Source organism: Clostridium lundense DSM 17049 (assembly GCF_000619945.1).
GTDB classification, from domain to species: Bacteria; Bacillota; Clostridia; order Clostridiales; family Clostridiaceae; genus Clostridium_AO; species Clostridium_AO lundense.
Map to the genome: position 1 here is coordinate 1 of NZ_JHVC01000030.1, position 21,877 is coordinate 21,877.

Annotated in this window: 21 protein-coding genes, 6 tRNA genes, 1 other RNA gene and 1 other annotated feature (1 of these 29 cut by a window edge); of the genes, 4 read left to right on the forward strand and 24 right to left on the reverse strand. The window is 28.8% G+C overall.

Annotated elements, in window-relative coordinates:
- From T514_RS0120625 to T514_RS0120690, 15 genes are all read right to left on the reverse strand, one after another.
- On the reverse strand, positions 1 to 900 hold a 900-nt coding region (locus T514_RS0120625; RefSeq protein WP_034869836.1), incomplete at its 3' end, for a diaminopropionate ammonia-lyase.
- 23 nt (positions 901 to 923) lie between these two features.
- Positions 924 to 1,301: a RidA family protein gene (locus T514_RS0120630; RefSeq protein ID WP_341350175.1), complete on the reverse strand. Its 378-nt coding sequence runs from the start codon at positions 1,299 to 1,301 to the stop codon at positions 924 to 926.
- A gap of 367 nt (positions 1,302 to 1,668) precedes the next feature.
- Positions 1,669 to 3,432 carry a sigma-54-dependent Fis family transcriptional regulator gene (locus tag T514_RS0120635; protein WP_027626455.1) on the reverse strand — a complete coding sequence of 588 codons (1,764 nt, stop codon included), beginning with the start codon at positions 3,430 to 3,432 and terminating at the stop codon, positions 1,669 to 1,671.
- Positions 3,433 to 3,456: 24 nt separating this feature from the next.
- Positions 3,457 to 3,711 carry a pro-sigmaK processing inhibitor BofA family protein gene (locus T514_RS0120640; protein WP_027626456.1) on the reverse strand — a complete coding sequence of 85 codons (255 nt, stop codon included), beginning with the start codon at positions 3,709 to 3,711 and terminating at the stop codon, positions 3,457 to 3,459.
- 54 nt (positions 3,712 to 3,765) lie between these two features.
- Positions 3,766 to 4,035: a DUF2508 family protein gene (locus T514_RS0120645; protein ID WP_027626457.1), complete on the reverse strand. Its 270-nt coding sequence runs from the start codon at positions 4,033 to 4,035 to the stop codon at positions 3,766 to 3,768.
- Between the two features lie 72 nt (positions 4,036 to 4,107).
- A complete protein-coding gene (gene recR, locus T514_RS0120650; RefSeq protein ID WP_027626458.1) occupies positions 4,108 to 4,704 on the reverse strand; it encodes a recombination mediator RecR in 597 nt (198 codons plus the stop codon).
- Positions 4,705 to 4,731: 27 nt separating this feature from the next.
- Complete coding sequence (locus T514_RS0120655) at positions 4,732 to 5,073, reverse strand: YbaB/EbfC family nucleoid-associated protein (protein WP_027626459.1); 342 nt, start codon at positions 5,071 to 5,073, stop codon at positions 4,732 to 4,734.
- A 112-nt stretch (positions 5,074 to 5,185) separates the two neighbouring features.
- Positions 5,186 to 6,790 carry a DNA polymerase III subunit gamma/tau gene (gene dnaX, locus T514_RS0120660; protein WP_027626460.1) on the reverse strand — a complete coding sequence of 535 codons (1,605 nt, stop codon included), beginning with the start codon at positions 6,788 to 6,790 and terminating at the stop codon, positions 5,186 to 5,188.
- Positions 6,791 to 6,964: 174 nt separating this feature from the next.
- An RNA gene (ffs, locus tag T514_RS26350) (signal recognition particle sRNA large type) lies at positions 6,965 to 7,230 on the reverse strand.
- Positions 7,231 to 7,241: 11 nt separating this feature from the next.
- Positions 7,242 to 7,331: transfer RNA gene (locus tag T514_RS0120665), tRNA-Ser, on the reverse strand.
- A gap of 84 nt (positions 7,332 to 7,415) precedes the next feature.
- Positions 7,416 to 7,682 (reverse strand): Spo0E family sporulation regulatory protein-aspartic acid phosphatase, encoded by a 267-nt coding sequence (locus T514_RS0120670; RefSeq protein WP_027626461.1) that lies wholly within the window; start codon positions 7,680 to 7,682, stop codon positions 7,416 to 7,418.
- Positions 7,683 to 8,020: 338 nt separating this feature from the next.
- Positions 8,021 to 8,605: a hypothetical protein gene (locus tag T514_RS0120675; RefSeq protein ID WP_027626462.1), complete on the reverse strand. Its 585-nt coding sequence runs from the start codon at positions 8,603 to 8,605 to the stop codon at positions 8,021 to 8,023.
- Positions 8,606 to 8,933: 328 nt separating this feature from the next.
- Positions 8,934 to 9,025: transfer RNA gene (locus T514_RS0120680), tRNA-Ser, on the reverse strand.
- Between the two features lie 5 nt (positions 9,026 to 9,030).
- The gene (locus tag T514_RS0120685; protein ID WP_027626463.1) at positions 9,031 to 9,471 is read right to left on the reverse strand and encodes a nucleoside deaminase; all 441 of its coding nucleotides are present in this window, start codon (positions 9,469 to 9,471) and stop codon (positions 9,031 to 9,033) included.
- A 127-nt stretch (positions 9,472 to 9,598) separates the two neighbouring features.
- Positions 9,599 to 9,675 (reverse strand) — tRNA-Arg (locus T514_RS0120690).
- Between the two features lie 204 nt (positions 9,676 to 9,879).
- Here T514_RS0120690 and T514_RS0120695 point away from each other — a divergent pair.
- Positions 9,880 to 11,268, forward strand: a complete 1,389-nt coding sequence (locus T514_RS0120695) for a pyruvate carboxylase subunit B (protein ID WP_027626464.1) — start codon at positions 9,880 to 9,882, stop codon at positions 11,266 to 11,268.
- 84 nt (positions 11,269 to 11,352) lie between these two features.
- Here the strand turns inward: T514_RS0120695 and T514_RS0120700 are convergent, their stop codons facing one another.
- Positions 11,353 to 12,213: a MurR/RpiR family transcriptional regulator gene (locus T514_RS0120700; protein WP_027626465.1), complete on the reverse strand. Its 861-nt coding sequence runs from the start codon at positions 12,211 to 12,213 to the stop codon at positions 11,353 to 11,355.
- 172 nt (positions 12,214 to 12,385) lie between these two features.
- On the opposite strand from T514_RS0120700, the gene T514_RS0120705 reads away from it, so the two are divergent.
- Both T514_RS0120705 and T514_RS0120710 read left to right on the forward strand, forming a co-directional pair.
- Entirely contained in the window at positions 12,386 to 12,700 is a 315-nt protein-coding gene (locus T514_RS0120705) for a phasin family protein (protein WP_027626466.1), read from the forward strand.
- A gap of 62 nt (positions 12,701 to 12,762) precedes the next feature.
- Complete coding sequence (locus T514_RS0120710) at positions 12,763 to 14,367, forward strand: ABC1 kinase family protein (RefSeq protein ID WP_027626467.1); 1,605 nt, start codon at positions 12,763 to 12,765, stop codon at positions 14,365 to 14,367.
- A gap of 55 nt (positions 14,368 to 14,422) precedes the next feature.
- On the opposite strand, the gene T514_RS0120715 is transcribed toward T514_RS0120710, so the two are convergent.
- Positions 14,423 to 14,989: a TetR/AcrR family transcriptional regulator gene (locus tag T514_RS0120715; RefSeq protein WP_027626468.1), complete on the reverse strand. Its 567-nt coding sequence runs from the start codon at positions 14,987 to 14,989 to the stop codon at positions 14,423 to 14,425.
- Between the two features lie 171 nt (positions 14,990 to 15,160).
- Here T514_RS0120715 and T514_RS0120720 point away from each other — a divergent pair, with 171 nt between their 5' ends.
- A complete protein-coding gene (locus tag T514_RS0120720; protein ID WP_027626469.1) occupies positions 15,161 to 16,048 on the forward strand; it encodes a phosphatidylserine decarboxylase in 888 nt (295 codons plus the stop codon).
- Between the two features lie 43 nt (positions 16,049 to 16,091).
- Here the strand turns inward: T514_RS0120720 and T514_RS0120725 are convergent, their stop codons facing one another.
- The 7 genes from T514_RS0120725 to serS all read right to left on the reverse strand — a co-directional run bounded on the left by T514_RS0120725 (position 16,092) and on the right by serS (position 21,715).
- A complete protein-coding gene (locus T514_RS0120725; protein WP_034869839.1) occupies positions 16,092 to 17,207 on the reverse strand; it encodes a Ger(x)C family spore germination protein in 1,116 nt (371 codons plus the stop codon).
- Positions 17,191 to 18,279, reverse strand: coding sequence for a GerAB/ArcD/ProY family transporter (locus T514_RS0120730; RefSeq protein WP_034869841.1), 1,089 nt, complete (start codon positions 18,277 to 18,279; stop codon positions 17,191 to 17,193). The genes T514_RS0120725 and T514_RS0120730 overlap by 17 nt, the downstream gene beginning before the upstream one ends.
- Positions 18,263 to 19,759, reverse strand: coding sequence for a spore germination protein (locus T514_RS0120735; protein ID WP_027626472.1), 1,497 nt, complete (start codon positions 19,757 to 19,759; stop codon positions 18,263 to 18,265). Before T514_RS0120735 ends, T514_RS0120730 begins: the two co-directional genes overlap by 17 nt.
- Positions 19,760 to 19,852: 93 nt before the next feature.
- Positions 19,853 to 19,929 (reverse strand) — tRNA-Arg (locus tag T514_RS0120740).
- A gap of 138 nt (positions 19,930 to 20,067) precedes the next feature.
- Positions 20,068 to 20,158, reverse strand: a tRNA-Ser gene (locus T514_RS0120745).
- A 33-nt stretch (positions 20,159 to 20,191) separates the two neighbouring features.
- Positions 20,192 to 20,282: transfer RNA gene (locus T514_RS0120750), tRNA-Ser, on the reverse strand.
- Positions 20,283 to 20,434: 152 nt separating this feature from the next.
- On the reverse strand, positions 20,435 to 21,715 hold the full coding sequence (gene serS / locus T514_RS0120755) for a serine--tRNA ligase (protein ID WP_027626473.1): 1,281 nt from the start codon (positions 21,713 to 21,715) through the stop codon (positions 20,435 to 20,437).
- 51 nt (positions 21,716 to 21,766) lie between these two features.
- Positions 21,767 to 21,877, reverse strand: a binding site (T-box leader) (it continues 86 nt past the right edge of the window).

Sequence of the window (21,877 nt, forward strand, 5' to 3'; positions counted from 1 at the left end):
CCCTGCCATAATAGTTGGCATGTCCCCAGTAACTGAATAAGGCTTTCCGTCACCAATTTTAGCAGATTTATAGATACATGCTGCTTCATCAGGCTCAACTACAACTGTTATAGGCCTATCTTCTCCAAACTTTGAAGCTAAGTAGCCTTGAACTGCTGCTGCAAAAGATCCTACCCCTGCTTGCAAAAATACATGAGTTGGCTTTTCTATTCCTCTTTCTTCTAATTGTTCTATAGCCTCATGAATTAAAGTCCCATATCCCTGCATTATCCATGTTGGAATATCTTCATATCCTTTCCAAGCTGTATCTTGAACCATTACCCATCCATATTTATTTGCATTTTCATTAGCAAGTCTAACTGCATCATCATAATTAAATTCAGTAATACTAGCTTCTGCCCCTTCTTTTCTTATATTATTTAATCTTACTTCTGATGAGCCTTTTGGCATATAAACTACAGACTTTTGATCTAGTCTGTTAGCTGCCCATGCTACACCTCTTCCATGATTTCCATCTGTAGCTGTAACAAATGTTATATCTCCTAATCTTTCTTTTATTTCTTTTGACTTTAATTTTTCAAAAGATACTTCTGATATATCCATTTCTAATTTTTCTGCTAAATATTTTCCTATAGCATAAGACCCGCCTAACACTTTAAATGCATTCAATCCAAATCTATAGGACTCATCTTTTAAAAATATATTTTTTACTCCTAAATACTTAGCTAAATTATCCAAACTATGTAAAGGTGTAACTTCATACTCAGGAAAACTTTTGTGAAACTTCCTTACTTTATCTATAACTTCTTCTGAAATAAAATCTGTATTTGCTTTATCCTTTACAGAATTCCTTGCTTCATTATTAATAATATATTTAATCATATTATCTTTACTTATCATTTTCTGCCTTCTCCCCTCTTAAATTACTCTGTTGCTATTACTTCTATTTCTATTCCAGCACCCTTAGGAAGTTTAGCAACTTCTATACAACTTCTAGCTGGATAAGGTTCGCTAAAATACTTACTATATACTTCATTTACTTTTGTGAAATTACTCAAATCATTTAAAAATACGGTAGTCTTAATTACATTATTTAAATCCAATCCTTCTTCCTTTAGTATTTCAATTATATTTTTTATGCTTTGTTCTGTTTGGCTTTCTATATCTTCAGGCATTTTCCCAGTTTTTTGATCTACAGGTAACTGACCTGATATAAATATCAGACTATCAGATTTAATTCCCTGTGAATATGGTCCTATAGCAGCTGGTGCTCCCTTTGAATTTATATTTTTTTTCATCATTTATAGTCCTCCTTTTGTGTTCTTTTATAATTATTAATCAGCAACATTCATGCCAATAGAGATCACTATGGTACTATTATTTCTTAAAACCTTCATCCTCCTATAGTTTTATATAAAATTTAATTATAATAAATCCTTACTCTCTCTAGTCCTAACACAAATTATCTCAATTCAATCTGTATACAAAAAACATTTCATTTTGTTTAATAAAAATTTATTTTGGAATTAAATGTATAATAATGTTGGAAATATCCTTAAACTAAGAAAAGGACTATTATCAAAACGATAAATGTTATCATTTTGATAATAATCCTCCCTATTACCGCCCTATATAGACTTTTTTGAAAATTTTAATTATTACAATTTATCATTTTGATAAATTGTACTCTTCTATTTTTCTATACAAGGTTGCAATGCCTATTCCTAATTTAGTAGCAGCTATTTTTTTCCCTTCCGTTGTTTTGCCATAGACCTTTAAAGCTCTTTCGATTGCGTTTTTTTCCAATTCTTTTAATGTACATATTTCTCTTTCGGTATCCTTTGCTTTTAATGCTATTTTATTTTCTCGTATGTTTTTTGGTATAGTATTTTCACTTAACACTCCATCTATACCAACCATATTTATCATAAATTCTATGGTATTTTCTAACTCCCTAATATTTCCTGGCCATTGATAGGAATAAAAACTATCCCACACTTGCTTGTCTACCTTTACTTTCATAAAATCTTTATTAAATAGTTTCAAATATTTTTTTATAAAAAATTCAGTTAAAAGCTTTATATCCTCTATTCTCTCCCTTAATGGTGGTATTTCTACAGGTATTACATTTAATCTATAATATAAATCCTCCCTAAACCTATTCTCTTCTATTAATTTTATAAGATTTTTATTCGTTGCAGCTATTACTCTAACATCTATATCAATAGGTCTATTTGATCCTATTTTAACAATTTTTCTTTCTTGTAAAACTCTTAATAATTTTGTTTGTAGGAATAAAGGCATGTCTCCTATTTCATCTAAAAAAATAGTTCCCTTATTTGCTAATTCAAATTTACCTATCTTTCCCATAGGGTCTGCCCCTGTAAAAGCACCTTTTACATATCCAAATAACTCACTTTCTAATAAAGATTCAGGTATAGCAGCACAATTTATAGCTATAAATTGCTCATCTTCTCTGCTACTCTCATTATGAACAGCTCTAGCTACCAACTCCTTTCCAGTGCCACTTTCACCACTAACTAATACTGTCGAAATAGAAGGAGCTATTTTCTTTATAGTGCTCTTTAACTTCTGCATCTTCTCACAACTTCCCAAAATATCTTCACAATAAATCCTTTTTTCCTTAGTAGATAACTTATTTATTTTCTCTCTAAATTCTTTTGTATCATGAAAGAAAAACATTCTATCATACTGTTCTTCATTCAAATAAACTGGATATATATTTCCCAATAAATTAAAACTTTCGTTATCTATAATAACTTTGTATTCTAATAAGTTTAAAATACTATCCCCGTTAAATTTTATAAATACTTTATTTTTAGAAAAGTCATGCTGCAATTTCAAATACTTTAATGCATTTTTATTTATGTGAGTTATATAATCGTCTTTATTTAGTATTATTACACCTTGATCTACCTTATCTATAATAGTATTAAATAGTTCAATAAGAGTTTGATTTCTTCTTTTTTCTTTTTTCTCATAAGCGGCTATACTTATAAATTCTGATATCTGCTGTAAAAATTCCATGTGAACATCAAATCTCTCCATTAAATGCTGTCTTTGCTGTTCTGTGAGACAAATCAACCCTATAACACCTATTGTTTCACCATTAAGCTTTATAGGAGTACTCATTTCAAATTTTTCTTCACACATATCCCTTTTGGGGCATGGTATACAAAGTTTATCTTCGCCGGGCTTGTATACTATTTGTATTTCTCCTGATTTTAATACATTTTTATATACATATCCTGCCTCTGCCATATTCTCATTTATCTTATTTTCAAATACTCCTGTTCCAGCAATTCTATCCAAATTTTCATCTACTATCTCTATTTCTACATGTAATATTTGAGAAATTATATTTGCATATTTAATAACCGAATCTTGTATATCCTTCAAATAAGAACCCATTTTTCATCAACCCTTCCAGGTATATTATAACAATGTTTTAAATATAATTAGAAATATTACTCCAGGGACACCAAAGAAACCTGCTATTAATGCTGTAACCGCATTTATTCCTATACTAAAATTAAATAATGTTCCTATAGCATTTATAAAAAATAATAAAACTGCCCCCATAACACCATTAATTATTAACTTTATTAATATTGCCAATGGCCATGCAAATATTTTTACTAATATTACTAGAGCTAAAATTGCAATTAAAAAATACCCTATATACTCCATAATATCCCCCTCTATTCATATACTATATTAATAAATATTAATGTTTTACTGAAATTATACAACATTACGTCCTTGCAACATATATTTAAATTCAATCTTTATATTTTTGTTTTTAGCTTCATTTAATAAATACATATATTTTGCTTTAGCCGCTTCCTCCATATATATAGCATAATCTACTAGCCTGGGGTCTTTAACCATTTCAAAATAAGCTCTAGCTCTTTCTATTTCCTCAATAGTCTCTATTATTGAAGCAATTATTTTCTTTTCTTCATCTGTATAACCCTTGTCTTTTTTTAATTTTAGTTTTAAATCATTATTCATAAAAAACCTCCCATTTCATATCCTATTATAATTTTAGACATGAAACAGAAGGTTTATTCATATAAATTATATTTATATTTCTTTTCTACCTTCTAAAGCTTTGGATAATGTAACTTCATCAGCATATTCCAAATCCCCTCCAACAGGGATTCCATGTGCTATTCTAGTTACCTTAGCTCCTAAAGGCTTTAATATTTTTGATATATACATAGCTGTAGCTTCTCCCTCTACATTAGGATTAGTTGCAACTATAACTTCTCTTACCTCTCCATTTATCCTACTTACCAGTTCTCTTAGTTTTATATCATCTGGTCCTCTTCCTGCCATAGGTGATATGGTTCCATGAAGTACATGATACATGCCATTATACTCTCTAACTTTCTCCATAGCTATTATATCCTTTGGTTGTTCTACAACGCATATAGTACTTTTATCCCTATTGGGATTGCTACATACAGCACATGGATCCTTGTCTGTAAAATTACCACATATGGAACAATATTTTATTGTTCCTCTTGCTTTTACAAGCGCAGAAGCAAATTCATCTACTTCATCTTTGGGTAAATTCAGCACATATAAAGTTAACCTTTGTGCGGTCTTATGTCCTATGCCAGGAAGCTTTGCAAATTCTTCTATAAGTTTCTCAATAGCTACTGGATAAAACTCCAATTCCTTCACCTCATCTTCAATAAGCCATTAGAACATTCCAGGTATATTTAATCCTCCAGTTAACTTCTTCATTTCATTAGCTGTTTCTTCTTCAGCCTTCTTTAATGCTTCATTACAAGCAGACAAAATCAAATCTTGAAGCATTTCAATGTCATCTGGATCTACTACTTCAGGTTTTATCTTTATGTCAACAATCTCCTTTTTTCCATTAGCTACAGCTTTTACTGCACCACCACCAACACTTGCTTCAAACTCTTTTTCTTGTAACTGAGATTGCATTTCCTCCATTTGTTTTTGAAACTTTTGTGCTTGTTTCATTAAATTGTTCATATTTCCTCCACCAAAATTAGGCATTCCACTTCTTCCCATACTTTATATTCCTCCTTAATATCTTTTAATTTTAAATTCTTTAATTACTCGTAATATATCCTACAATTATTTATTGTAACGTATGAAGCATAAACTGTAAATTATTTTACATCTATTCTTCTAATATTTTTACTATATCTTCTCCAAATGTTTTTCTAAGCATTTCCTCTGGATTCTCTTCTACTATATCTTCTTTTTCTATAATATATTTTATTCCTATTCTTTCTTTTAGTACCTCTGAAAATATTTCTTCTGCTACTTTTTTATTTTCTTCTTTTTCAAGTCTTTGTTTATTAAATGCATACTGTTCTTCATACTTTAATAATATTACTCCATTTTTACACTCTATAGGTTGTGCAGTCATTAAAGATGCATATAATACCATATGCCTCCTAGCTTTAAAAGTTTCTAGTATATCTCTCCAAGATTTTTTTACTATATCTATATTCAATTTTGAATCTGGATTAAACTGTTTTACTGACTGCATTACTACATCATTATTAGTTTGATCCTTAGATTTTTTAGGCACTTTTGAAATTACTTTTTCACCTGATATTTTTATCTCACCATTTTTTATAGCCTCTTCAATCTTATTTAATCTTGAAAGTATAACTTCTTTAGATGTATCATATTCTATTTTACACATTTTTATTATGGCTAACTCTATATATATTCTGCTCTGTTTAGTCCATTTAGCTTGATCTTCTGCCTCTTGCAGTATTCTTATATTTCGCATGATTTCTTCGATTCTTATTTTGGAACTTTGCTCCTTTAAAAGTTCTATATTTTCTTCAGACATATCTAATATTTCATTTGGATTTTTACTTACTTTAATCATAAGTAAATTTCGCATATGATTTATCATATCTCTAATAAAATAATGTATATCTTTACCGCTAAGAACTACTTCCTCTATAACCTTAACAGATCCCTCTATATTTTTATCTATTATACTGTCTGTAAGTCTTATTAAGTTTTCATTAGTGACAAGTCCTAACATATTTATAACTTTGTCATACTCAATTTTTCCGTCACTCATGGATATAGCTTGATCCAACACACTCAAAGCGTCTCTCATTGCACCATCTGACATTCTAGCTATAAGATTTAAACTTTTATCATCAGCTAAAACTCCCTGTTCTTTAACAATAAGCCTAAGCCTTTCAAATATATCTTCACTTTTAATTCTTTTAAAATCAAAACGTTGGCATCTTGATAATATTGTTATAGGAAGCTTTTGAGGATCAGTAGTAGCAAGAATAAAGATTACATTTGCAGGTGGTTCCTCTAATGTTTTTAAAAAGGCATTTACTGCTCCTGAAGATAACATATGAACTTCATCCATTATATAAACTTTGTATTTTGCTTCTCTTGGTGGATAATTAACTTCTTCTACTATTTCTCTTATTTTATCTACTCCATTATTAGAAGCTGCATCTAACTCTGTTACATCTATTAAAAGATTTGAGTTTATTTTTTTACACATCTCACATTCATTACAAGGCTCTCCATCTTGTAAGTTTAAACAATTCACAGCTTTTGCAAGTATTTTAGCTGTAGATGTTTTTCCTGTTCCTCTAGTACCGCAAAAAAGATAAGCATGAGCTATTCTATTACTTTTTATTTGATTTTTTAATGTAACAGTTATATGTTGTTCACCTATTACATCCTTAAAAATTTTTGGTCTCCATTCTCTATATAAAGCGGTATAGGACATCTATTTCACCTCTCAGTAAAACTTTTTATAATAATTTTTAATTTCATCTCATACTATTATACATTAAGTTAATACTTAATTCTATTTCTAACAATAATACACCATTTATTTAAAAATAATAATAAAAAAAACGCACAATAAACAAAGTTTATTGTGCGATAATTACTATATTAACCGTGCACCTCGCTTTGGCAAATAACCTATGAGCGTTACCTATACAGTTAGCTCAAACCAGGTTTATCCACGGCACACGAAAATGATCACTTACCGCTGCTTCCTTCCGGACCTGACGGAGTTCATGAGTTTCCGTTGCGTGGGACCCAGTTCTCAACGCCACTTATATAGGTCAGACCCCACACGTTATAGCCTAATCGAGGAATTCAACCCTGCTATAGCGGATTGCAGGTTACAGGGCACCGCTAACTCCCCGTCTAGCACGGCAAAGATTCTATGGCGGAGAGAAGGAGATTCGAACTCCTGGTAGAGTTGCCCCTACACACGCTTTCCAGGCGTGCTCCTTCAACCACTCGGACATCTCTCCATAGCCTACTCATGAATAAGTAATGTTTATTTAATTAAGACAAAGACTATTATACTATCAAACTAATTAAAATTCAATAGTTTTTTATAAAAATTTTATTTTTTTAGAATTATTTTTATCCATGGTAATGCTAGTATACTCATTTAATAGCCTGTCCATATACTGACTCACCTCAAGAATATGCTTGCTTTTCTCTAAGTTATCTATATCACAAGATACTTCGTTTAATAAAACTCTTGTATTTTCTATTTCTTTTTCTATATCTACTAAATTACTATATTTCTCTATTTCCTTTTCTTTTAAAATATCTTCATCTATATCAATACAGGACATTAAAAAACTCTTTACCATTTAAAAATCCTCCTTTTTATATCCGGTGGATATTTTAAATTTATAAGAAAACATATAATGAAACAAACCAATCAAATCATTATTTATGCCTTCCAATAAAAAATGTTATATTAATCACTCTTCTTATATTATAAGTATATCATTATTGTAATTTTAAGTAAATATTAATATATTATACATATTTTATCATATATTTACCATAATATCGTTATTACCATTGGTTTTCTTATTTTTTCTACAATGCATATACTTATATTTTAAAGTTATGGGGATTTATTTGTAATAATTTGTTTAATGATTCTAAATTATTATAAAATTACAAATTATTCAAAGGAACATCATTCTATCAAAGTTTTATTCAATATTTCAAACTTTAATAAAAACGCTTCATAATTCATTATATTTTCAATGGCTCTTTCCCATGAAAATTTATTATTATCTACAATAAGATCTATTAATCTATTATCTCTATTTAAAAACAAGGATATCCTTCCAAACTTTTTTTTATTATAAAGACTCCTATACTTTATTCCCTTTTTCAAATCAGTTGAACTATAATTTTTAGAAATCATACCACTTATATCCCTATGTGCTTTTTCTAAAAGATTAGTCTTATCCTGTAAATTATAAAGTTCAAACTTGTATTGATTTATTTTTCCACATAATATACTCATTGTTTCATAAGTTACTTCTTTATTGCAAATAGACCTCTTTATTGAAACTATGCTTCCCTTATAATCTTTAGGTACATATTGATTTTTGTAAATAATTTCTTTAAGCTCAACACCTGACTTTCTCCACTCATTGCCAGCAAAGCATTGGTAGGATATTTTAATATAACTTTCTCCTTTTTCATTATACAAAATTATAATATCACTTTTGGGAAAAGTTTCGTTGAGATTTTCACATGAAGTATTCTTCACTCTCATGCCCTCCTAATAACTTATATGTAAAATATTCTATATATCTATATAATCTTCCTTTATTTTGATATCACTCTTTATGTTTTTATATCTTGATAACACAAATTCATGTGCCTGCAAATAACTTTTTTATCATTACTTACCATTCCATTTAATAATACTTATAATTAATATACTCATATATGACTTTTTTAACTCCTACTCATTCACTTTGCCACCCCAAGTTTCTATATAAAATAAATATTTAATTTTCACAATATCACACACTCTCCATTACATGCTTGAAATAAAAAAGTCCGCATAAACACTAAATTTATACGGATTTTTTTGGCGGAGAGAGAGGGATTCGAACCCTCGGTAGAGTTTACACCCTACAATTGATTTCGAGTCAATCACCTTAGACCACTCGGACATCTCTCCATATATTATCTTTTTGATTTAAAAAATTTTTCTAATATAGAGCTGCATTGGCCATTATATAACCATTCTATATATACATTACTATTGAGATTTCTATTTTGAAGCAAATTAACTATAGAACCACATGCCCCTAATCTAGGATCAAATGTTCCTATGTAAACTTTACTTATTCTTGATTGTATTATAGCCCCTGCACACATTGGGCAAGGCTCTAATGTTACATAAAGCTCACAACCATTTAATCTCCAGTTTCCTAGATAATTACAAGCTTTTTTTATAGCTATTATTTCTGCATGTGCTGTAGGATCTTTTAAATTCTCTGTCATATTATGTGCTGCCGCTATTATTTTATGGTCTTTTACTATTATAGCACCTACAGGTACTTCATTAATAGCCTCTGCTTTTTTTGCTTCCTTTAAAGCTTTACTCATAAAATCTACAGTCATACTACTCTTCCTTCTAGTAACTTGTTAATTACATTTTATAGTTATTTACTTCTATTGTAAATAATTATTAAGAATATTTCTTAATATTATATAAAATAAAAGCCCCCATTATGTTTTGAAGGCCTTTTGGTGCGCCCGAGAGGAATCGAACCCCCGGCACGCGGTTTAGGAAACCGCTGCTCTATCCTACTGAGCTACGAGCGCATATATTAAATTTAATCCCATTTACAATAAATAGTTTATTACAATTTATAATTATTGTCAATATAGTTACAATATATGTTTTAAATTAAATCTTTTTACATATTACTAGAAACACTTTATTAAAAATAATATAATAATTGGATATATTTTCTAATTTATATGTTAAAATATATATAGAAAAAATTTTAAATTCGGGGTGATATTATGAAAAATATACATATTACCGAAACGGTATTAAGGGATGCCAACCAATCACTAATAGCTACAAGATTACCCTTTAACTCCTTCGCTCCTATTCTGGATAAATTGGATAATGCAGGTTATTATTCTTTAGAATGCTGGGGCGGAGCTACCTTTGATTCCTGTATAAGATATTTAAATGAAGATCCGTGGATCAGACTTAAAAAAATTAAATCCGTAGCAAAAAAAACTCCTTTACAAATGCTATTAAGAGGACAGAATATATTGGGTTATAAGCATTATCCCGATGACGTAGTAAGAGAGTTTATAAAAATGGCAATTTATTATGGAATTGATATAATAAGAATATTTGATGCTTTAAACGACTTTAGAAATATCGAAGTTGCAATAGATGAAACAAAAAAACAAGGAGCTCATGCTCAAGGTACAATTGTATATACTGTAAGCCCTATTCATGATGTTAAAAGTTATATAAACCTTGCTAAGGAACTAAAAAATATGGGGTCAGACTCTATATGTATAAAAGATATGGCTGGACTAATTATGCCAGATATAGCATTCAATTTAATAAAAAAGCTTAAAGAAACAGTAAAAATACCAATATACCTTCATTCTCATAGTACAAATGGACTAGCAGAAATGTCTTATTTAAAAGCAGTTGAAGCTGGAGTAGATGGCATAGATTGTGCTATATCTGCTTTTGGAGGAGGCACTGCTCAACCTGCAACAGAATCAATTCATTACGCTTTAACTAGTTCTGGTTTTAATACAAATTTGTATGGTAATAAATTAAAGGAAATAAACGACTTCTTTAAACCTATAAGAGAAGACTTTTTAAAAAAGGGATTACTAAATCCTAAAGTATTATCTCCTCAGCCTGAAGCACTTATATACCAAATTCCAGGTGGTATGCTTTCCAATATGATATCTCAACTTAAAGAACAAAATTCTCTAAATAAATTAGAAGCTGTATTAAATGAAGTTCCTAAAGTAAGAGAAGATTTAGGTTACCCGCCATTGGTTACACCTATGAGTCAAATGGTAGGGACTCAAGCTACTATAAACATTCTTACTGGTGAAAGGTATAAAATGATTCTAAAGGAGGTTAAAGCTTACTGTCGAGGAGAATATGGAAAGGCCCCTGGTAAGATTAATAATGATTTATTAAATAAAGCCATAGGGGAAAATGAACCTATAAAAACTAGATATGCAGACACCTTGGAACCTGCTTTTGAAAAAACTAAAGAAAAACTAAAAGATTTAACTACTCGTAACGAGGATGTATTAACTTATTTATCATTTCCAGAAATTGCAGAAGAATTTTTAAAGAATAAAAAGCTACATCCTTCCTCTGATGAGCTAAGAGAACAAACCAAAAGTGGTGTTATTTAACTACAAATTTACTATACTAGATTTTGAAGTTATCCATGGAATTAAAATTTCATGGAGTAAAAAAGCTCGTAATATTACGGGCTTTTACTTAATTTTCTTTTGATTTATTGCAAACCTTGTATTATTTAGATACTTTTTAACCTCATCAAATTGGTCACTAGCTACTCCAGCAAATAATACATCAATTACATTTAATTGAGCAATTCTGGATGACATAGCCCCACTTCTTATGCTTATTTCTGGTGCGGAAACAAACAAGTTTATATCACAAATCTGACTTATAGAATTTTGACCATACTTTGTTATACTTATAGTAGTGGCATTAGCTTCTTTAGCCATTTTTATAGAATCATATGTATCCTTTGTTTCTCCTGAATATGAAATAGCTATGGCTACATCTCCCTTTTTCAAATTAGATGCTGACGCTATTTGCATATGAGTATCTGCATGAGCAGTAACTACCTTATTAATTCTAGAAAACTTTTGGAATGCATCAAAAGCTATAATATGAGAGGCTCCTACTCCATAAAAATCTATTCTTTGTGCTAAAATTATAGCTTCTATCGCTCTTTTAACTTCATTAAAATCTAATATTTCTAAAGTATTATCAATAGATTTCTTATTATTGTAGCTTATATTTTGTATTATGCTTTCTAATGGATCTCCTGGCTCTACATCAGTATATTGTTCCCCTGTACTTCCTGTATTATTAATATATGCTATATCTTTTGTTATACTTATTTTAAAGTCCTTATATCCTTTAAACCCTAGTACCTTACATAACCTCACTACTGTTGCTTCACTAGAGCCACTCATTTGAGCTAATTCCCCTATAGATAAATCAGAAATTTTATGTGGATTTTCTAATATAAACATTCCAACCTTTTTCTCAGAAGGACTTAATTTTTCTATTATCTCTCTTATTTTTATTAAACTTCCTGACATATATTTACCATCCCATATAATTATATTTATATATATTATACCAATTTAAAATTTATTTTTACATATATTTATTTCTGAAAAACTTATTAATAAATAATAAATTATATAACTATACGATATACTAATACTATGAATAGTAGTATAATTATGGTATATAATGGGAGGTGTGATTATGCTTAATGAACTAAAAAATATATTTTTAGCTGGTGTAGGTTCTGCTGCCTATACCTATGAAAAAGCTGCACAGCTTGTTGATGAAATGGTTCAAAAAGGGAAATTAACTGTAGAAGAAGGAAAAGATTTATCTGAAGAATTAAAGAGAACTGTAAAAACTAAAATAAACGAACAATCTACTAAACCTCTTACAAAGGAAGACTTTAGAGAGTTATTAAAAGAAATGAATTTTGTAAATAAAGAAGACTTTGATTCACTAAATAATAGAATAACTTTATTAGAAGAAAAAATAAACAAACAAAATGCTGAATAAAGTAAAGAGCCTTAACATATTGGTTAGGGCTTTTATTTCTAAAAAAATTAGTGAGGTAGTATATGTATAAGAATTCAGTAGAAAGATTTAAAGAAATAGTCAGAGTGTTAGCTTTTTATGGCTTCGGTTATGTTGTAAATAATAAGATAAAAAAAGATGAAAATAAGTCTCCTTCAAACCTAAAAAAAGCCTTAGAAGAGTTGGGTCCAACATTCATAAAAATTGGTCAGATATTAAGTACTAGACCAGATATTTTACCCAATAAATACATAGTAGAACTTTCTAAACTACAGGATGATGTAGTCCCTGAAAATTTTTCTGATATTAATGAAGTATTTCGAAAAGAGTTTGGCAAAAATATAGATGAGTGCTTTTTGTATTTTAATGAAAGCCCCCTAGCTTCTGCTTCTACAGCGCAAGTTTATACTGCAATTTTAAATAATGGTAGAGAAGTAATAGTTAAAATTCAACGTCCTCATATATATGAAAAAATGCATTTAGATATGTCTATTCTTTCTAAAATAATAGCACTTACTAAAACTAAATTTACTGACTCACTTATAGATCCAAAGGAAGCCTTAGATGAAATATTATCCGCTACAGAGCAAGAACTTGATTTTGAAAATGAAAAGGATAATATAAATAAATTTAAAGAGTTAAATAAGGATGTAGCATTTCTTTACGCTCCTTATATAATAGATGAATTCTCAAGTAACAAAATCTTAACTATGGAAAAAATAAATGGATTTAAAATAGATAATCTAAAAAAATTAGACGAAGGTAACTATGATGTATATGATCTAGGAAAAAAACTTGCCCTTTCATATTTTAAACAAGTGTTTGAAGATGGCTTTTTTCATGGAGATCCACATCCTGGTAACCTTTTAATTCAAGATGGAAAAATATGCTACATAGATTTTGGTATAGTTGGCTCATTCTCTAAGTCTTTAAAAGATGCATTAAATGATGCAATAATATCTGTAGCTTATAAAGATCCAGATAAACTTATTTCTGTGCTTATGTCTATAGGAATAAAAAAAGGTTTTGTAAATAGAAATAAGTTGTATGAAGATATAGATTATCTTTTTGATAGTTATCTTTCTACTTCTCTACAAAACATTGAAATGTCTGTACTATTACAAGAAATATTTGATTGTGCTAAAAGAAACAATATAAAATTACCAAAAGATTTAACTTTACTTATAAGAGGTACAGTAATAATTGAAGGCGTATTAGCTAAAATTTCCCCGGATATAAAAATACTAGATATAGCTATTCCTTTTGTTAAATCTAATAATAAATTTTCTATATTTAAAGAATTAAATTCAGATGAAATTCTGATACGATCTTATAAATTTGCAAAAGATTTTTATACATTACCAACAAAGATGATAGAATTATCAAACAGTATATTAAATGGAAGAGCTAAAATACAGCTTCAAATTAATAGCTTAAATCGTTCTATAAATGAACTTAATAAAATGGTAAACAGAGTAGTATATGCCCTTATTATTTCCTCTATGATAATAGGATCTTCGTTGATTTTAAATACTAATATTGGTCCTAAAATATATGATATTTCTATAATAGGAGTTGTTGGCTACGGAATTGCTGCTTTTATGGGATTTAGGCTTTTAATATCAATTATTAAATCTGGTAAACTATAAGATTCTTTTTAGGTATCTTAGTTCATAGTATACGAAAGGCTTAAGTATAACATACTTAAGCCTCTATCCCTCTTAATATATAATTCATAAGATTATCTACTACTTCATCAATATTATTTTTATCCTCATTTATAAGCTCATATACTGCTGCAGAACATAATGTACCAAAAATAGTATACGCCATAAATGACTTTTCTCCTATTTTTATGAATCCATCATTCATAGCTTCTTCTAAATATTCTTCTATATAGTCTATATATTGTTGTATACTATCCCTTAGTTGAAGCTGTCTCGCTTCCTGTCCCCACAATTGGCTCATTATAACTTTAAAGAAATCTCTATTGTCATAAACCAAACTTAGTTGAACTTTACATAGAGCTTTAAGTTTTAATATAGAATTATCTTCTCTTTTTAATACTTCCTCTATTCTAATTTTAATTAGCTTCATGCCTTCTTCTATTATGTATTTAAATATTTCTTCTTTACTTTTAAAATGATAATATAGTGTTCCTTTAGCTACCCCAGCTTCTGAAGCTATTTCATCCATAGTGGCTCCATCATACCCAGATATAGAAAAAACCTTTATGGCAGACTCAAATATTGATATTTTTGTTTTATTCATAATAAACCTCTCCGATTTTTTTTATTGACCAGTCAGTACAACCTTAAATATATTATACTATTTTTTATATATAAGACAACACAATTAATGTCATTGATAATTTTATTTTATCATTTATAATATTCTATATAAATAGAATACCGTTAGTTTAATAACTTTTAGGAGGATAACATGATAAAAATATATAATAGAAGCACCAGGAAATATGATATAGAAAAGGTATCCGGTGAAAAATATTTAAATTGGACTTATTCCTCTCCACTTGGCATGACCTTATTAGATATGATGATAAAGAAAAAATTTTTTTCTTCCCTTTATGGTAAATACTGCGACAGTAAAGTTAGTTCAAAAAAAATAAAAAATTTTGTGGATGAATTCAATATAAATATGGATGAATATTCCACACCCATAAATAAGTTTCATTCCTTTAACGACTTTTTTACAAGAACAATTAAATCTTCTGCTAGACCAATAAATCTAGATAAAAATATTTTTATTTCCCCTGGAGATGGTAGACTTTCTGCCTATGAAAATATAGATCTACATAAGATCATACAAGTAAAAGGCATATATTATAGTTTAGAAGAATTAATCAATTCAAAAGGAACATCTAATAAATTTAAAAATGGAGTTTGTTTAATTCTAAGATTATGCCCTACAGATTATCATAGATTTCATTTTGTAGATAACGGAACCTGTGGAGAAACAAATAAAATAAAGGGAAATTATTATTCAGTAAATCCTATAGCATTAAATAAAATTCCAAAACTATTTTGCCAAAACAAAAGGGAGTGGAGTATCTTCCATTCTGAAAACTTTGGTGAGATATTATATATGGAAGTTGGCGCAACTTGTGTAGGTTCAATAATACAAACCTATAGTCCTAATAAAGGAATTTCTAAAGGAGCAGAAAAAGGCTTCTTTAAATTTGGTGGTTCCACTGTTATATTATTTTTACAAGAAAATATGGTACAGATTGATCATGATATACTAGATCAATCTAAATTAGGATATGAAACTAAAGTTATGATGGGTGAGAAAATAGGTACTAAATTATAAGACTTTAAAAGCTTAGTATATACCTTATTTATATACTGAGCTTTTAAAAATTGCCCCTGCCTCCTCTATCTATTTTTACTTTTACATCTACATCTATTTGTGAATTACTTATTACTTCATCCCAATTAACCCCTGTCCTTCTTCCGTATTTAGCTGCTGCCACTCTTCCTAACTGCAATACATCAATTTTATAATTTTTATTCATATCATCTATAAATTTTTTTGCCCTAATCTCTATACTTCTTTCCATTTCCTTTGCTATAATTTCTTCATTTTCTTTACTATTAAACACAGGATGTTTTAATTCATCATAATTAATATCAGCTTTTAATTTTAATTCTATTAAAAATTTATAGTTCTCTCCTTGTTTTAAACATTTCACTTTTCTCTTGTTTATTACTGTAGCACTAACATATTCATTTTTACCATATTTAACACTAATTGATCCTTGAGTATTATCTTCTCTTAAAAAGTTTAGCATTCTTGTTTGTTCCATATTCAATTTATATACCATTTTATCATCTTTAAAAATAGCCATTCCAACTACTTCTATTCCATCATCAGTAATAGCTATATATGGTAAAACTAAATTCATACCTTCTAAAGTTAATTGATAAAATATATCGTTAACTTTATAATCTCTATGAAAAAAATTATTATACTTTAAGTTTTTAATAATTCCTTCTATAAATTCTGCAGAACTGCTGTAATCCTTAACAGGATATTTTAATATATCTTCTGCCTTTCCACTACATATAGCTACGTAACCTATATCACTTATTAATGGATCATTAAATATACCTTCAGCTATATCTTTTATACCATTTTTAGCAACTTCATCACTTATTACATATACTTTTTCTGAACCTAAAAAAAATTTCTTATCTAGTTTGTTTTGTCTAGCTTCTCTTGACTTAAGAAGTGTATATCCTTCCCCTGTAACAACTTTGCTTGAATTTTTCCCATCACTTTTAAAAATATAAAAGCTAACCGGCACACTATAATCTACTTCTCCATTTATTTTTAATTTTACATCATATCCTATTCCTATTGGAATAGATAAGTTTTCTGCAAATTCAACCATATCGTCTACACTACTATAGTATACAAGACTTGCAATAATAATTATTATCATTAAAATTTTATGACCTTTTTTCATTTTTATCATCTCTTTTTACTAATAATGCTATAATCGTAATAAAAACTATATTAAAAATAGTTACTAAAGGTATAAAATGTTGAGATATATCTTGAAACCTTGCTTCATTTCCAAAGCTCATTGATATAATAATTACTATTGGTGCTATTATAAGACATATATATTTTCTATCAATTTTTTTCATCCACTCATGTATTGTAAATGTTATGCTAAAATAAAAATTTGAGAGGGTTTTTATAATTATTGTGCTCCATAGATACATAAATATATATCTAAAATTATTTACTATAGGTATAACTAAAGTTTCCGTTGTTGTTATAAATGGCCACTTTAACTTATTTATTAATTCATCTCCTAAATAAAATATTGTTAGAAAATTTGACCATATATAAAATAACATAACTATTAATATAGATATTAATGTATACTTTTTTATTTTCTTTTTATCATTTACATATGGGTATACTAAAAAAAATATTTCTATGCCTGCATAAGCAAAAGAAGATTGTATAGATGCCTTTATTATGTTAATTATGCTGTTAGAAAATATAGGTTGAATATTTAATATATTTCCTTCTTTTAATACACTTGATGGAATAGTTAAAAGAATTATAGTTATATAAAAAAGTACTAAATTTAGTCTCGCTATAACTTTTAAATCTTTAGTGCACGTGTAAAATACTACGATAACTATGGCTAAAATAGTTTTAAATTTACTTAGAAAATAAATTAAATACACTCTTATTACACTAACCATAAACACTAATGTTGAACAAAAATTAAATATAAGTCCAACTAAAAATAAAAGATTTAATATATTTCCAATAAACTTACCACATAACTTTTTACTTAAAAATAGTATATTATTATTTGGACGCCTTTTACTTACATATATGCCTAATACAGCTATATATAATGGATATATAGCGCCTATTATTATAGCTATCCATCCATCTTCATGAGCATATTTTCCTACATCTCTAGGTAATGTTAATATTCCAACACCAATCATATTGCCCACAATTAGACTTAATAATTCTATAGGAGCTAATGACTCATTTTTTCTTTCCAAGCTTAGTCCTCCTAAACTTTGCTCTAAAATCTGTTTGTCTTATAGGATTTTTATTACTTATATCTGATGGCCTTTTATTGATCCTCCATAAAGGTGCTCTTATCATTTCATCCTTTAAATCAGACTTACTTACAGATATATAAGGCACTCCAAAGCTATCCAAATCTAATAAATGTACAATTATTACAAACCAAAACAATATTATTCCCAAGATACCCATGAAATTGGTAATAACCAATAATGGAAACTTTAAAATTCTTATAGTTAACGCCATTTCATAGTTTGGTATTAAAAATGTAGAAATGACTGATATACCTACAACTAATAACGTGTCTGGACTAACTACTTTAGCCTCTACAGCCATCTGTCCTAAAATTATACCTCCAACTACACTTAAAGTCTGAGCTATTTTACTTGGAAGCCTTAGTCCACCTTCTCTTAGCACTTCAATTGCAATATCCATTAAAAATATCTCGAAAAAAGGACTTAAAGATATTCCTATTCTAGAATTTATAATTGGAACTATAAATTTTAAAGGTATAAGCTCTACATTAAATTTTATAAAAGCTAAATATAATGATGGTAATGTTATAATAGTAAATACAGATGCTATTCTAAGAAGTCTTGTAAAAGAAGATACTATAAACCTTTCATAATAATCTCCTACTGTTTGAAAAAATTCTATAAATAAAGTAGGCAAAGTTATAACTTGTGGAGTGCCATCTATTATTATGGCTATCTTTCCCTCCATCAAGTTAGCTTCAATTACATCTGGTCTCTCTGTAGAATAGATTTGTGGAAAAATACTATATGTATGCTCCTCTATATATTGAATTAACATTTCTGATGACGATATAAAATCTACATCTACCATTTGTATTCTTTCTTTTGTATAATTTACTAGACTTTTATCAGCAACATCATCAATATATATAATAGATATATCTGTTTGGGACCTTTTTCCTACTACAAGTCTTTCTAGTTTCAAATTTTTATCTTTTATTCTTCTCCTTACTATGCTTATATTTATTTCTAAATTTTCTACAAAGCTTTCTCTTGGTCCCTTTATTGCTGCTTCATTTATTGAATCTTCTACATGCCTATGAGCTCCTCCTGTTGTATCTACTATAATATAGTTTGAAGTATCACTTATTATTATTACTGTTTTTCCTCTTTTTACATATTCAACTACCTCATCTAAATCCGTGGTGATAAAAGTATTGCTGGTATATATATATTTTTTACATATATATTCTTCCAAATTGTCCTTACCACTTATATCTTCTTGGATGTAAATCATTAGAGGCTTAAGTATATCTCTATCTATTTTATCCTTATTTACTAAGCCATTAATATATATAATTGTTCCTTGTGTACTTTCATCTGTTCCAATGTAAAATGATTTTGATATTATTTCATTATTATTTCCTAGTAAATCATATATTTTATTTACCTTATTTTTTAAAATATTATTTTCCATATAAATCACCTTATAAGCAATATTAATATTTTAAGTAATATTAGATTTTTTATACAAAAAATAAAAAAAGCTCTTGAAAATCAAGAGCTTTTATGGTGCGTCGGAGAGGATTCGAACCCCCGGCCAACTGGTTCGTAGCCAGCTACTCTATCCAACTGAGCTACCGACGCATATTTAACACTAATATATTAACATACTTCCTTTAAAAAATCAATATTATTCATAATAACCTGATTTTTAATTCCCGGGAAATAGTATTATTACATTATTTAATAAAATAAAAAACATCTAGTTTTCACTAGATGTTCTGGCGGAGAAAGAGGGATTTGAACCCTCGCGCCGGTTACCCGACCTACGCCCTTAGCAGGGGCGCCTCTTCGGCCACTTGAGTATTTCTCCATGTCCTACAAATTAACTTACTATATAAAAAATTGGCGGAAAGAATGGGATTCGAACCCATGGTACGGTCACCCGTACGCCGGTTTTCAAGACCGGTGCCTTAAACCAACTCGACCATCTTTCCGTGCCTCATGACAAGAATAATTATATCAACCATTTAACTATATGTCAACACTATTTTTAAATTTTTTTATAAAAAACTTAAAAAATTTAAAATATCCCTTTATTAATTATATATATGAGCAAATTGGACTCCAATTTGCTCATATGTTTACATTATTTTATGACTTCTTTCCCACCTAAGTATGGTCTCAATACTTTTGGAACAACAATACTTCCATCTTCTTGTTGGAAATTTTCAAGTATAGCTGCTACAGTTCTTCCTACAGCTACTCCTGATCCATTTAATGTATGAATAAATTGAGGTTTATCTTTAGGATTATTTTTAAACTTAATATTTGCACGTCTTGCCTGAAAATCTTCAAAATTACTACAGCTTGATATTTCAACATATCTATTGTAACTTGGCATCCAAACTTCTATGTCATACTTTAATGCAGCTGTAAATCCTAAATCACCTTTGCATATTCTAACTACTCTATAAGGTAATCCTAATCCTTGTAAAACTTCCTCTGCATCATTTGTTAACTTCTCTAATTCTGCATAGGATTCTTCTGGCTTTGCAAATTTAACAAGTTCTACTTTATTAAATTGATGCTGTCTTACAAGTCCTCTTGTATCTCTTCCAGCTGATCCCGCTTCTGATCTAAAACATGCTGTGTATGCTACATGCTTTATTGGAAGATCTTCTCCATTTAATATTTCATCTCTATATAAATTTGTAACTGGAACTTCTGCTGTTGGTATTAAAAAGTAATCGCAGTTTGCTACTTTAAAAGCATCCTCTTCAAACTTTGGAAGCTGACCTGTTCCTATCATACTTCTTCTATTTACCATGTATGGAGAGAATATTTCAGTATATCCATGCTCATCTACATGAGTATCTAAGAAGTAGTTTACAATAGCTCTTTCAAGTCTTGCTCCTAGACCTTTATAGAAAGTAAATCTTGAACCTGTAACCTTTCCAGCTCTTTCAAAATCTAATATATTTAAGTCTACTCCTAAATCCCAATGAGCTTTAGGCTCATAATTAAATTTTGTAGGCTCTCCCCACTTTCTTATTTCTACGTTATCTTCATCTGACTTTCCATCAGGAACAGCTGGATTTGGTATATTAGGAATTCTTAGCATTATGTATTCAATCTCTTCATCTATCTTGGATAATCTATTATCCTGTTCCTTAATTTGATCAGATAGCTCTTTCATTTCTGCCATAATACCATCTACATTTTCTCCAGCCTTCTTTAACTTTGGTATTTTAGCTGAATCTTGATTTCTCTTACTTTTTAAATTTTCAACTTCTACAAGTATTTTTCTTCTTTCTTCATCTAAAGCTAAAACCTTATCAATAGTGCTTATATCAAAATCTTCTCCTCTATTTGATAAAGCTAACTTTATTTCTTCAGGATTATTTCTTATTCTTTTTAAATCTAACATTTTTTACCTCCTCAATATTGTTATATATAACAAAAAAAGTCCTTCTCCCATAAAAGGGACGAAGAACTCCGCGTTGCCACCCTAATTGATTAGAAAATTCTAATCCTCTCCATGATATTAACGGTATTACCCGTACTGCTCATCACAGTCCCTCCGAGGCGG

What these genes read in the sequence shown, in the direction of transcription:
- T514_RS0120630 (WP_341350175.1), bottom strand. Translation starts at nt 1,301, where the DNA reads ATGATGAAAAAAAATATAAATTCAAAGGGAGCACCAGCTGCTATAGGA.
- T514_RS0120635 (WP_027626455.1), bottom strand. Translation starts at nt 3,432, where the DNA reads ATGGGTTCTTATTTGAAGGATATACAAGATTCGGTTATTAAATATGCA.
- T514_RS0120640 (WP_027626456.1), bottom strand. Translation starts at nt 3,711, where the DNA reads ATGGAGTATATAGGGTATTTTTTAATTGCAATTTTAGCTCTAGTAATA.
- T514_RS0120645 (WP_027626457.1), bottom strand. Translation starts at nt 4,035, where the DNA reads ATGAATAATGATTTAAAACTAAAATTAAAAAAAGACAAGGGTTATACA.
- T514_RS0120655 (WP_027626459.1), bottom strand. Translation starts at nt 5,073, where the DNA reads ATGGGAAGAAGTGGAATGCCTAATTTTGGTGGAGGAAATATGAACAAT.
- dnaX (WP_027626460.1), bottom strand. Translation starts at nt 6,790, where the DNA reads ATGTCCTATACCGCTTTATATAGAGAATGGAGACCAAAAATTTTTAAG.
- T514_RS0120670 (WP_027626461.1), bottom strand. Translation starts at nt 7,682, where the DNA reads ATGGTAAAGAGTTTTTTAATGTCCTGTATTGATATAGATGAAGATATT.
- T514_RS0120685 (WP_027626463.1), bottom strand. Translation starts at nt 9,471, where the DNA reads ATGACTGTAGATTTTATGAGTAAAGCTTTAAAGGAAGCAAAAAAAGCA.
- T514_RS0120695 (WP_027626464.1), top strand. Translation starts at nt 9,880, where the DNA reads ATGAAAAATATACATATTACCGAAACGGTATTAAGGGATGCCAACCAA.
- T514_RS0120700 (WP_027626465.1), bottom strand. Translation starts at nt 12,213, where the DNA reads ATGTCAGGAAGTTTAATAAAAATAAGAGAGATAATAGAAAAATTAAGT.
- T514_RS0120705 (WP_027626466.1), top strand. Translation starts at nt 12,386, where the DNA reads ATGCTTAATGAACTAAAAAATATATTTTTAGCTGGTGTAGGTTCTGCT.
- T514_RS0120710 (WP_027626467.1), top strand. Translation starts at nt 12,763, where the DNA reads ATGTATAAGAATTCAGTAGAAAGATTTAAAGAAATAGTCAGAGTGTTA.
- T514_RS0120715 (WP_027626468.1), bottom strand. Translation starts at nt 14,989, where the DNA reads ATGAATAAAACAAAAATATCAATATTTGAGTCTGCCATAAAGGTTTTT.
- T514_RS0120720 (WP_027626469.1), top strand. Translation starts at nt 15,161, where the DNA reads ATGATAAAAATATATAATAGAAGCACCAGGAAATATGATATAGAAAAG.
- T514_RS0120725 (WP_034869839.1), bottom strand. Translation starts at nt 17,207, where the DNA reads ATGAAAAAAGGTCATAAAATTTTAATGATAATAATTATTATTGCAAGT.
- T514_RS0120735 (WP_027626472.1), bottom strand. Translation starts at nt 19,759, where the DNA reads ATGGAAAATAATATTTTAAAAAATAAGGTAAATAAAATATATGATTTA.
- serS (WP_027626473.1), bottom strand. Translation starts at nt 21,715, where the DNA reads ATGTTAGATTTAAAAAGAATAAGAAATAATCCTGAAGAAATAAAGTTA.